Annotated in this window: 14 protein-coding genes; 1 reads left to right on the forward strand and 13 read right to left on the reverse strand. The window is 44.4% G+C overall.

Features of this window, described 5'->3' with window-relative positions; translation table 11 throughout:
* Window positions 1-44 precede the first annotated feature (44 nt).
* From C0Q44_RS14700 to C0Q44_RS14720, 5 genes are all read right to left on the reverse strand, one after another.
* The gene (locus C0Q44_RS14700; RefSeq protein WP_105408047.1) at window positions 45-1,001 is read right to left on the reverse strand and encodes a radical SAM protein; all 957 of its coding nucleotides are present in this window, start codon (window positions 999-1,001) and stop codon (window positions 45-47) included.
* Window positions 1,002-1,515: 514 nt separating this feature from the next.
* Window positions 1,516-2,184: a hypothetical protein gene (locus C0Q44_RS14705; RefSeq protein WP_105408048.1), complete on the reverse strand. Its 669-nt coding sequence runs from the start codon at window positions 2,182-2,184 to the stop codon at window positions 1,516-1,518.
* 113 nt (window positions 2,185-2,297) lie between these two features.
* A complete protein-coding gene (locus C0Q44_RS14710) occupies window positions 2,298-2,861 on the reverse strand; it encodes a GNAT family N-acetyltransferase (RefSeq protein ID WP_105408049.1) in 564 nt (187 codons plus the stop codon).
* 81 nt (window positions 2,862-2,942) lie between these two features.
* On the reverse strand, window positions 2,943-3,557 hold the full coding sequence (locus tag C0Q44_RS14715) for a histidine phosphatase family protein (RefSeq protein ID WP_105408050.1): 615 nt from the start codon (window positions 3,555-3,557) through the stop codon (window positions 2,943-2,945).
* 135 nt (window positions 3,558-3,692) lie between these two features.
* Window positions 3,693-4,199, reverse strand: a complete 507-nt coding sequence (locus tag C0Q44_RS14720) for a DUF2569 domain-containing protein (protein ID WP_181151000.1) — start codon at window positions 4,197-4,199, stop codon at window positions 3,693-3,695.
* A gap of 364 nt (window positions 4,200-4,563) precedes the next feature.
* On the opposite strand from C0Q44_RS14720, the gene C0Q44_RS14725 reads away from it, so the two are divergent.
* Entirely contained in the window at window positions 4,564-5,502 is a 939-nt protein-coding gene (locus C0Q44_RS14725; protein WP_105408052.1) for a hypothetical protein, read from the forward strand.
* A gap of 19 nt (window positions 5,503-5,521) precedes the next feature.
* Here C0Q44_RS14725 and C0Q44_RS14730 read toward each other — a convergent pair whose 3' ends face one another.
* The 8 genes from C0Q44_RS14730 to C0Q44_RS14765 form a co-directional block, all read right to left on the reverse strand.
* Window positions 5,522-5,815 (reverse strand): RNA polymerase alpha subunit C-terminal domain-containing protein, encoded by a 294-nt coding sequence (locus C0Q44_RS14730; protein WP_105408053.1) that lies wholly within the window; start codon window positions 5,813-5,815, stop codon window positions 5,522-5,524.
* A gap of 18 nt (window positions 5,816-5,833) precedes the next feature.
* Window positions 5,834-6,841: a phosphotransferase gene (locus tag C0Q44_RS14735; RefSeq protein ID WP_105408054.1), complete on the reverse strand. Its 1,008-nt coding sequence runs from the start codon at window positions 6,839-6,841 to the stop codon at window positions 5,834-5,836.
* A 41-nt stretch (window positions 6,842-6,882) separates the two neighbouring features.
* A complete protein-coding gene (locus C0Q44_RS14740; protein ID WP_105408055.1) occupies window positions 6,883-7,476 on the reverse strand; it encodes a DUF4304 domain-containing protein in 594 nt (197 codons plus the stop codon).
* Window positions 7,477-7,493: 17 nt separating this feature from the next.
* On the reverse strand, window positions 7,494-8,033 hold the full coding sequence (locus tag C0Q44_RS14745) for an NUDIX hydrolase (protein ID WP_105408492.1): 540 nt from the start codon (window positions 8,031-8,033) through the stop codon (window positions 7,494-7,496).
* A gap of 166 nt (window positions 8,034-8,199) precedes the next feature.
* Complete coding sequence (locus C0Q44_RS14750; RefSeq protein WP_105408056.1) at window positions 8,200-8,877, reverse strand: ABC transporter ATP-binding protein; 678 nt, start codon at window positions 8,875-8,877, stop codon at window positions 8,200-8,202.
* Entirely contained in the window at window positions 8,874-9,998 is a 1,125-nt protein-coding gene (locus C0Q44_RS14755; protein ID WP_105408057.1) for an ABC transporter permease, read from the reverse strand. The genes C0Q44_RS14750 and C0Q44_RS14755 overlap by 4 nt, the downstream gene beginning before the upstream one ends.
* A 66-nt stretch (window positions 9,999-10,064) precedes the next feature.
* On the reverse strand, window positions 10,065-11,441 hold the full coding sequence (locus C0Q44_RS14760) for a sensor histidine kinase (RefSeq protein WP_105408058.1): 1,377 nt from the start codon (window positions 11,439-11,441) through the stop codon (window positions 10,065-10,067).
* Window positions 11,438-12,115 (reverse strand): response regulator transcription factor, encoded by a 678-nt coding sequence (locus C0Q44_RS14765; RefSeq protein ID WP_105408059.1) that lies wholly within the window; start codon window positions 12,113-12,115, stop codon window positions 11,438-11,440. Before C0Q44_RS14765 ends, C0Q44_RS14760 begins: the two co-directional genes overlap by 4 nt.
* Window positions 12,116-12,170 lie beyond the last annotated feature (55 nt).

A 12,170-nucleotide genomic window follows, 5' to 3' on the forward strand; every position in this document is an offset into this window, starting at 1 on the left:
ATACATGTTTCATTCAGCTTACATATCTTTAACAGGTCTTCCTGCTACGCGTTTGCAAAAAGAGCATCGTACGCGGGACAAGGACGCTTTTCCAAGAATTCTGTTAAAGCTGGCGGCTGCTGGGCGTAGATATCCTTCAACGACGTTCCAGTATAGATGTTGCCAATCACGACAGGATGACATAACTCACAGATGAGAATATCCCCGTTGCCGTGCAAGTGCAGCTGTTTCGTGCCATCCACACAATTAGAGAAATACACCCGAGGTTGTTCACGCAAATCTAATTGTTCAGCGAACCGATCCATACAGGTGAAATAGAGCGTTGTATCTGGCTTTTTATGTTCAATTAATTCCGTTACAGATCGAATGAGTGACTCTCTGGATACAATCTGACTCCAATCCGTATGTGGCATCTTAATGCTGTTCTGGATCTCGTGGATGCGCACCCCCAGATCATACACCTTATCGCTAATGGCCTGCATGTTCGCTTGGTTACCTTCAAACAATAACGTCTCCAGCACCGTCTCCAGACCTGCTTCCGTACATAAACGGATATTCTGCTCCAGTCTCTCATACATGCGAGGGTGCACACGATAGTACGCAGCATACGACTCCGCATCCGTATAATTGAACGAGATATGGATGTTAGACAAGCCTGCATCACGCAACGCAAGAATCCGTTCTTCTGTCAGCAGACTGGCATTACTGTTCAATTGTGTATCGATGCCATGTGCCGCACAGTACGCCACGATCTCCAGGCAATCCTGATATTTCAGGGTGACTTCACCCCCGGACAATCGCACGCGCTTGAGACGAGGAAGCTCACTAATAATACGGATGACTTCCTGACTATCAATGCATGCTCCATCATCCCGATTGTAGGCGCAGCAATAGTCACATTTATAATTGCAGTTCGATGTCACTCCCACCTCAAGCCCTTCCAGCTCATACACACCGGGTGTTTCCAGTTCGAGTGATTTATATTTGTTTTTGGCTATCAATTCGTTGTACCTCCTGGTTCCTACATTCAATTCACGTTTGTTTGGATAACTTGAAGATTATAGCGGACGGCACCCTTGTGACGATATGACATTATGTACGTTGGTTGTTAAAAACAAAATAAACCCATTTCCTCAACGATCGGAAATGGGCCAAAACTTGGCATATGATTATTGGATTAGACAATATAGAATACGATGGCTTGACCTTTCGATGCAGTAAGGCTGTGTAACTTCGTACTTGATCATTATTCAGATAGAACGTACTAAAATTCGAAATTTTCAGAGACTAATCATTCAACAAAGGTACAACATATCCCTCCGGGGTGTGCCATTGTAATCTGTATCATTTAAAAGAAAATGAATGCCTTCCCATGATCGATCGATATCTAGTAAGTCTTATTCGCTCCGGTCTATGTCTTTGAATAACAGAGTTCCTTCGTGTAGTTGCGAGATCACTTCCTGAGGCAATGCCAGATACAGTCCAATCAAACTCATTCTTATTTCATCCTTATATTTATGCTTTAATTGCAGATTTTAAAGATTCAATTGCTTTATCCATTAATAAAGGTTCAGTTATCCATCTCCGAGGATGTGAAAAGCGACCTTTTCCATCAACAGCACTTACTCGGCGCTCTTTAATAGCTTCTGACCATTGGATAACTCGTGACATCTTATCCTCAAAAACTTTATCAACGAACCCCATGATGACAAAACGGGAGTTATTACATTCCTGCAGAAATGAATTTTCAGAATGTGTGATAGGATCTTCAGGTAAATTGATATCATCGCTAGAGATAACCTGTTTAGCTCGATTATGATAAAGTTCTGCTTTTAAACCTGCGGGTTGACGAATATTAGAAAGATTGTAAACACGTAGTACACCATTGGGAATAGGTCCGTTGTCATAACTACATCTGATCATTTTAATGATGTTACGCATAGTCAAATCTGCGTAGTCATTTACTTCAAATGTGTTCGATTGGCTTGTACCAGCTTTAAAAGAAACCCAGTCAGGTGTATTTCTCAGTTCAAAACTTCCCGGATTTGTCATAATAACCATGCCTAGTTGTTTGTCAGATTCACCAAAGTGAATGGATGTATTATGTCTTACTAGCAAGGCTTCATCGTCATGATACATTCTAAACATTGATGCTGTAACACGTTCTGGGTAAATTCTTCCCATTCAGACCACACCCTTCAGAAAAATTTCATGATTTGAGAAACACTCACTACCAAAATAATTAAATTGTATTATATTTATCTTCTATTTACCGAAATGATTTAATCTTATAGTTCTTATTTGTAGTCCGACCGTAAAATAGCATACATCTTCAGATCCTGAAGTTCATTTTTCACCTTCATATATTTTCTGAGTACACCTTCGAATTGCATACCTGCCTTCTCCATCACCTTGGCGGAACCTGTGTTCTTCACCAAACATCTGGCCTGGATTCGCTCAAGCCCCAACTCGTCAAATCCAAATTGGATGATTCTGTTCACCACTTCGGTCATGATGCCTTGATTCCAATATTGATCAGATAACACATATCCCAGCTCGACTCTCCTGTTATCGCTATCACACCCTAAATAGTTACAACTACCAATCAGCCTTTTGGTGTGTTTATCTTCAATCCCCCACGGGCCTATTAGATCTGTCTCATAGCGACTCATGACAAAATCTAAAAAAGCTTTCGTGTCTTCTTTGCTCTGATGCGCGTCCCAGGTAGTGAACTCCGATACAGCAGGTACAACGCAATAACTAAACATATCATCTAGATCATCATAGGTAAGCGGCCGGAGTATCGTTCGTTCGGTTTCCAACACCGGAAATGGGGCAAAATAACTTTCAATCGTTCTCATAGATTCATCCTCCTCAGATTGTTAGGACAAACAAACACACAGGCAGCTCGGTCAATATTGCCTTACTCCAAGGTAAAACAACTAATCTAGATGACTTAACACATTTGCGTTGCTAAGTTTCCAACTATGCGCTCCCTTTTCAACGGTATGTACACTGGTGTTGCCCATGGGATAGAAGCTGGACTTATTGCTCCATTCCTTCTTCTCAAGCAGATAATACAGAATGTTAATCACTCCGCCGTGAGTAATTAACAGGACATTGGACTGGATTGTGTGTTCCTCTATATCTCTAAGAAGACTCTCGAAAGATGTGCTTATCCGGTTATAAAAATCCCTTGGACTTTCTCCTCCCGGAAAAGCGGAATCCATCTCAAGGGTATTGAAATAAAACCCTGGGTAATACTCTTCCGCATCCTTATGGAGCATGCCTGCCATATCTCCGTTATTCATCTCACGCCAATCTTTCATCAGGCTAGCCTGCATGTTTAATCTCTTCTCAATTTCATGTGTTGTCTGCACTGCACGAGGAAGATCACTGCTCATGATGGTATGTATGTTGTACTCCTCTGCATAACGATGTAAATGCTCTCCCAGTTTCTCTGACTGGATCAATCCCTGTTCCGTGAGTCCACGATCGCTCCATCCGCCTCGATATCCTTCCTCGTCCATCCCATGCCTTACCAGATAAATTTTCAAGATCTCTCCTCCTTTTCACTTCCTATATTCCTTAACACAGATACCTACTTTACGTTTATAGATACTTTCATTAGAATCTAATAAACCCGACCTCAGATAGCTTCTATCCAAGATCGGGCATTTCCTGCTTACCATTTATCTTACAAATGTATTATAAACTCGCTCGGATTTGATAAAATAAGGAATCCAGATGGCACAAGTGATGACAGATTTCACAATCTCCTGCATTCCACTTCCATTTTCCAATTCCCGCATCATGGGGATCTGTAACACGAGTATATAATCAACCATATAGAGCACCAAACTCACACTGTAATAGATGATCATTAACCGGGGCAAGATTGCCTTTTTTCTATAAAAAGTTACAACTATATATATGGTGAACAATAAAAAGACCACATTATATATAGCTTCAAAAATAATTAATGGCCCCCAAAGAACGTGATAGTATTCGGAGTCCTTGGAAACAAATAAGTCCCACATTTCGGATGTTAATGCTGGTAACGTGTTTTGCATCAACTGTACTGCGAGCATGATAATCGTAAGAAATAATCCAATCTGAATAAGAATCAGCCAACCGCCCAATCCCGACACGCCTAGTGGACGGTAGTCTGTTTTTGGCTCTTGAATATGTGGTTCCACCTTGTAACACTTCCTTATGTAGTTTTGTTTTTCTGAGATGAGTCTTCCTCGTATTAGTCCTATTGCATATCGAATCTACGGGTGCTTCTATCTCCTTACTCCAAGTGCGTTGTATGTATGTTCTGATACTCTTCTATAGCTACCTCGCATCCTCCTATCATATAGAATTTTACACAACTTCCTTATTGTACTACGAGTGTCAAGGAAAAAGCTTCAATTTCAGAACATTATACTTTTATGCTTTAAAAGCAAAGAAGATCTTCGCTATACTTCCGCCATGTTCAGCATAGTACGCGTACGTCATAATGCTCTTATACAGATGCAGATGGTGACTCTGCATTTGACTACAAAGGAGGTTATGGATATGTCCAATCCCCAAGTAAAACTTTTGCCTTTTGCTGATATTTCAGATTATGTCGAAGGCTTCGATATCGTTTCAACCCAGTGGGGCGGTGATGGGCTTGTCTATGTACTGCTGATAAATCAGATCCCCGAAAGAAAACGAGGTATGTTCGTCCAAAGTAAATTGAATCAAAGCTATACGTACAAGGTGCTTATTGTGACAGGTCAAACTATCGAGGAAGTTGTCATTTGGGGACAGACGTTCAATTATCATTACGTACAACCATTACATGATCAGCTGCTGCTCGTCGGGGCACGGTGTACGAATTATGGGAATGAACATTATGATCTGAACGCCAAAGTGTGTGATCTGGAAGGGAATACAATCCGCGAGTTTCTGTTGGGAGACGGTATTCAGAGTGTGCAGGTCACAGAGAAAGGAACGATCTGGACAAGTTACTTTGATGAAGGGATTTTTGGTAACTACGGATGGAGCGATCCAATTGGATCATGTGGTCTGCTGGCCTGGGATGAGCATGGCAATAAACTGTACGAAAACCACGCAGCCGACATTGCGGATTGTTATGCACTCAATGTGATAAATGAGAAGCAGGTCTGGTTCTACTTCTATACTGATTTTGAACTCGGTTGTATCTCAGGGGGCACTAGTGAACCTAATGTAACTTTGATGAATCCAAACATCTCCGGTTCCTCCGGCTTCAGTACGGATGGTTATCATTTCTTGTTCGATGCCGGGTACGGTAAACATGGGACGTTTGTACTTAAAAAAATGGAGAAGCCCGGAAGAATAGGAAAAGGGCAGAAGATTGATTTGCTAAATGAAGATGATCAGCCCTTCAAGCAGGCACGGCAGGATTTTCTTCAGCATCGTCTGCTACTCAGTGAAGGTAACTTGTTATATAGGGTAACGATGGAGGAGATTACTTCCGTTTTGGATTAAAGGAAAGGAGTAAAGAGGGTTATTTCTGAAAAGATAATCTCTCTTCTTCCAAAGCGTTTCGCAGTTTAGGTATGGCGGATGGCCCGATTCCGTGCAGCTTCAGGATCTCTTTCTCCGTGTACTCCGCAAGTTGCAATAGTGTGATTATGCCTTCATTCACCAAGGCACGTTTGGCGGGAGCTGACAGCAAGGCTAAAAATCCTTCTGTCGGGTTACGTTCAGCTTCGCACGTCGGACAGGTTGGGCAATCACTTTTTTTATAATACGAATGTCCTTGTTCGCATGTCTTGAGTGTTCCTTTATCGTTTGCCATGTGGGCATCTCTCCTGAATTAAGAATTCAACCAGTTCTTCATATCTGAGATCATGTTTTCGTATTGCTCTAAAGCCTCCAAAGTCCAAATGACTTGTGTTGTTCCTACTAATTGTTCCTCTATATCCGTACATTCAATCCACAGTGACCGTTTAAGACTATATTCGAGCCAGTCCAACTTTCCAGCAAAACCATGATCCAGAACCACTTCCCAATTGGCTGTTAGACTGCCCACTCGCTTCTTATATCCACCTATAAAAGCCAAGAATTTTTCCTTGTTGATATTTTCTGAGCTATCTACTGACCAATACACAGCTGTTTCTACCAGATCATGCATCGGATTAATATAACCTGCCGATTCCCAATCTATAACAATAGGTTTGCCTTGTCTCCACATCACATTCTTAGGTTCCAGATCTCTGTGACTAATCACTTTATCCGAGGCTAGCATAGAAGATGAACTCTTAGCCTTCGTGCTCCACTCATACAGCTTATCCATATTGGAATCCAAAATCTCAATCCATTCCGAATTCTCATTTTTTCCTTTGTTCAGATAAAACATCCAATCTATTTTTTTAGAATTAGTCTCCTGTGAACGATCCAATTCTAGTTGTGTAAAATCCGTTTTATGGATATCTGCAAGGATCGTTCCCATGAGAGAGCTGTTATTGATAGTAACTTCATCTTGTTCCAAACGTTGACCCTCAATCCAATCAAATATGAAATAGAATTGATTATCAATGTTATGCATGGAAGCTCCCATTAACCTTTTTGCAGGTTGAGCATGGATATGTTCAGCTGCCACGGTTGCTATTCTTTCTGAATCAATATAATTTTGCACAGCAGTAGGTCTTATCATGATCTGGGGATTCAATGCCTTAACTGCATAATTAGCTTGCGTCGTTTCAATGGCGTACATTCGATGGAGAAGTCCACCTGAGATTGGTTTGGGCGAACTGAGCAATTCACCAAGCTTTAATTCACTACACAGTTTCTCGAAATTTAAATTATATTGAGTATCGTTCATATGTTATCCCCTTTCATTTTTGCTATTTGTCTGGAATAAACTCACAATCCGTACTCAGCAAAAACGGCTGCATATTTCTTTTCTAATATCGTCCAGCGCTTTTCGGCTCCGTATTTGGCATGCAGTTGCTGTAAATAATGGTTGGCTTCTTCCGTATTGCCGGCTTTTAGCAGGAAGCGAAAGGTTACTTCGCTTAAATGTAGCGCTGTCTTGTCCATATAATAATGGACTATATCTCTGGCCCCGGTTAGCGAGTTTAGGAATGACATGCCCTCTTCCAAATGTGACACCAGTTCTTTCGATAAAGCATCTGGATCGATATCAGGCGTTAAGGTATAGTGGGCCGGAGCGGAAGAAGCTATTTCTCTGATTCGGCAGGTGAAATGAGATACGTACTCCAATATGTCTCCATTCAATCCAACGGAATGCAACTCCGCAAGTTCGGTAGAATGAACACCACAATTAACATAAAACTGGACTTGACTACTGGTGTTATACTTTGCCCTTTGAATGTTGAACTTATATGTGAGGTTTCCATCCGTTTTGTAGAAATTCAGATTTTTCTTGGAATAGCCGTGTTTAGCAAATACGGGTTTGACTTCTGTATTGATGATCTTCTTAAAAAGTTCCTGCATTAGATATCACTCCCAAGTCAAAGTTTAGCTTCTTCTCGCAGCATATGAGCCAGTTTGTACATCTCCGCAATGTCATATCTGTTCTGCTTCTGGAATCTTCGAATCGCTTCATCAATCTCTACCACTTCAACAGCAACCACCTGCTCGCCATCTTCTGGATTTAGCGGATCACCGACAAGTTTAACATCACCATAACCGATGATTCTTACAAAATGGGGATGCGGGATATGCGGTCGATAGGGTTCCAACATACTGGATGTACAGTGAAATTGGCCAAAAATCCTGATAGGATCGTAATTCCGCCCCAACTCTTCCATCAGTTCGCGCTTCAGTCCATCCATATACCGCTCACCTGCTTCAAGCGTCCCTCCAGGCAGCTCCCAGTCTCCATTTTCCAGTTGGAAAACAACACATTGATCCCCGACAAACGGAATGATGCTAATATTGCTCACCAGCGTTTCATCCACGATCTCGTTCAATCTGAACTCCGCCTCAATAATCCCCCAATGAATTGACGTACTCAGCGCCGGAAATAATTCCGCATTCAAACTGCTCATCCACATCCGTTCCTCTCTATCTAATTCCACTATTCTTCCAATTATAGTCGAAAACACAGAAAGAAGGCCACCTCCCCACTGGGAATACGTGACCCTCTTCTTTCGCTCTCTGCGCCCTTTAAGCCTTGGATCAGTGTTCTCTCCAGACTCTCAGAACATGCCCCTTCTAATGATGTACCAGCTTTCCTTTTTCCAGAAAAAGAACCCGGCTGCAGAGCGGCAAAATCCGCTCATCATGTGTAACCATCACTGCACTCTTGCCCTGCTCCTTCACGAGCCGTGCAATCATGCCCACGATATCCAGCCCGCGCTCCGCATCCAGACTGGCTGTCGGCTCATCCGCCAGCAGAACAGCCGGATCATTCATCAAAGCCCGCGCAATGGCGACACGTTGGCGTTCCCCGCCAGACAGCTTCTCAGCGTATGCCTTCCGCCGTTGGGTCAAGCCTACCGTTTCCAGTAACTCATCCACTCGTTTCTCCGCCTTAATCTTGTCCGTTCCGGCGAGCTTCGCGACCACCATCAGTTGCTCTTCTACCTTCAGATACGGAATGAGATTGGCACTTTGAAAAATAAAGCCGAGCTGTCGAAGCCGCATATCGGATATGTCTTGTTTACTTTGGCCCATAATGGATGTGCCATCCACCAGTACCTCTCCCTCTGTCGGTTCAAGCAGTGCGCCCGCAATGGACAGGAATGTACTTTTACCCGAGCCGGAAGGCCCCATCACAGCCACAAGTTCTCCTTCGGCAACCTCAAGGTCCAATTTGTCCAGAATCGTTCGTTTGTTTCCGCCATCGTCAAAGGTCTGTGTAATGCCTTGTAATACCAGTCGGTTCCTCATGCTGCTGTCCTCCCAATTGCATCAAGTGCATCAATTTTGGTAACCTTCCACACCGAGAATAACGAACCCGCCACAGACGTGAATAGGAATAACAAGCAGGTCAGTGCGAGCGTGGACGTGCCTAATTGAAACGGCATCGACGCTGGAAGAATCGACTCAAACAGCCGAACCAGCAGAACACTAATCACGAGACTTCCAACCGACAGGACCAATACCTGTAACGAAACACTGCCTGCCAGATAAGCATTCCGCGTTCCGATGGCTTTCAAGATACCGAACTGACTCGTTTTCTGAATCGTAATAACGTAGAAGAATACGGCAAGTACAAATGCCGAGATTACATACAGAAAAGCAATCATCATGAGCAGTGAGCCCTGCTCTTCCTTATATCCAGGAATGGCCGATACCACATCGGATTTCGTAATCACTTCCGTACCCGGCAATGCAGCACCCAGGCTGTCTGCCTGATCTCCTATGTTCTTTAGAGCGATGGCATTGTACGCGGGTGCGTCAGCGCCCTCTGCACCTTGCGAAGTTCGTGAACCTCCCTGGAGTGCAAGCCATTCCTGTTCATTCAAGAATACAACCGGAGCGTGACTGAACGACTCGTTTTGTACAAATCCACTGACCGTCCACTCTGTTCCCGAAGCTTGATCCACCAGAACCGTTCCAAGCGTCACGCCGGATTTAGCCAGCTTCTGGTCCACCACCACTTGTCCGCTCGATTCATCCGAGATCGTCGACCCTTCAACAACCTGTGGCGCGAGCCAGCTGTCTGGGTTCACCATAAACAGCGCAACATCAACCTTCTTCGTGTCTCCTGCCGGACTAATGGTAGTCATTTGGACTCCGAGCGGCTCGGCATTCTCCTGACCTACCACCGAACGTGCCTCATGAAGCTGTTCCTGACCCACTTGTGACCGGGTAAACCGGTGATTTGAATCCTGCTCCAGTACAAAGTGGGATGCTGCCATATTTTTAATCGAAGCCGCGTTGTCATACGCCAGCCCCTGTGCAAGCCCTGTAACAAACAGCACCAGAAACGAAACCAGTACCATGATTGTAGCAATTAAGGCGTACCGCCCTTTCGCAAATCTCATTTCCCGTATAGCCAAGTACATACGCTCTGACCTCCTCTTGATAACCCAAGTATAAGAGGCGAAAATGAACGGAAAATGAATAACAGATTACATCTGCGGAAGTATCACGGTAAAGACCGTACCCTCAGGTGAACTGGAAACCTCGATTGTACCGTCATGAATTCGGATAATTTTCTGCACAATGGCAAGTCCAAGCCCGGTTCGTCCAGAAGAACGTTCTCGCGCACGGTCCACCCGATAGAATCGATCGAACAGGAACGGTAGATGCTCCGCAGCAATCCCGTCTCCTGTATCTCGTATATAAATAACACACTTGGCATCCGTCTGCTCGGCACGAATCTCGATGCTTCTCCCCTGCGGAAGATGATTCACCGCATTACCCAGCAGATTCATCCACACTTGCATGAGAAGCACTTCATTGCCAACGAGCCGGATAGCTTCAGGTACCGACATTCGGAGCAGCAGTTCCTTTTCCTCCAACTGCCATTGCAGCACCTGAACCACTTGACGGAATTGATCCCGCAGAGAAAATGTGGTCCGAATCAGATCCTCATGCCCCTGCTCCAGGGAAGACAGAAGCAGCAGCTGTTTGCTAAGTAATGAGAGATGGCGACTCTCTTCTTCAATAATGGATGCATAGTGCTCTCGTTCCTGCTCCGGCAAATCCCGATCTGCCACCAATTGGGCAAACCCCTGAATCGAGGTCAGCGGGGATTGAATCTCATGGGACACGTTAGATACAAACTGCTGCCGCGCCTGATCTACCCGCTCCAATTCACGACTCATCGTCATGAAATGTTCGGCAAGCTGTCCGATCTCATCACGCCTCGACGTTGGCAACTTCAGATTATAGTTCCCTTGCGCAATTCGCTTGGTCGCCTCGGACAGACGTTCAATCGGATTGACCAGATAGCGGGTGCTGATTAAGAAGATCAGAATACTAATGCCCACAGTAAATGCACCAATCAGCGCAAAGAAAATCCGCAGCTCACCGAACTGTAAGATAACATCCGGGCGCATAAACATTGCATAACCCGCACTTCCAAGTTGCAAATGAACACCTACCGTGTTGCTTAATTGATTATCAAAGAATCCGGTAATGAACGGTTTGCTTGGAAATTCAGCGACGCCATGGTATACCTCACCACGCAGTACCAGATCAACGGCTTGTTTGTCCAAGTTTTTCCCTCGAAATTCACGGCCGTAGAACTGGTCGTTCCCTTTGCCATCTATTACATAGATTTCGTATCCAAGCGCTGCGGCGTTGTTCAGATACCGGTCCATCGTGTCCGGCTGCTGTTCAACAAACTGCTTCATTTCGGTGGCGATACCCACCAGTTTCTCGTCGTTAAAATCTTTGAGCTTTGCATGATAATAAATGTTGGATAAAAAGAAACCCAGCAAACCGCTGACAACAATCACCGCAACCGTAATGAGGAATACCCGGACATACAAGGTTCTCAATGCGCTTTCACCTCCACCTTGTAACCAATCCCCCGTACCGTCTGTATAACAAAATCGTCCGCATACTCCGCAAACCGATCCCTAAGCCGCTTGATGTGTACATCCACAGTACGGTCATCTCCTTCATAATCTGCTCCCCAGACGAGACGGATCAGTTCGTCCCGCGAGAACAAACGTCCTGGAAACTGGGCAAGCTGTGATAACAGTTCGAATTCCTTCATTGGTAAAAAGAGAATCGAATGTCCATCGCACACCTCCACATTGTTGCGGTCAATCACGATGCGATTCATACGGATGATATCACTGGATGTGCGATGGTACCGACGGAATAACGCCTTTACCCGATAGACCAGTTCTTCGGGTTCAAACGGCTTCGTCACATACTCATCCGTACCTCTCAGATAACCTTCTCGCTTGTCCGATAACTGATCCCGTGCTGTCAGTAACATAATGGGAATATCATAATGCTGCCGAATGAACTCACATAACTCCAATCCGTCCATGCCCGGCATCATGACATCGAGAATCGCCAGATCAATCGGTGTCTCCTGTATTATTTTGGACGCTTCCACACCGTCCTGCGCTTCATGTATCCGATATCCTTCTTTTGTCATCACATGGCGCACGAGTGCGCGAATATTGGCATCATCGTCTGCCAGAAGCAGATGTTTCATATATGGTTGTCCGTCCCTTCAAATATATATCCTGCACAGATGGTAGCATACAAAC

It is taken from the genome of Paenibacillus sp. PCH8 (assembly GCF_002968835.1).
GTDB lineage: Bacteria > Bacillota > Bacilli > Paenibacillales > Paenibacillaceae > Paenibacillus.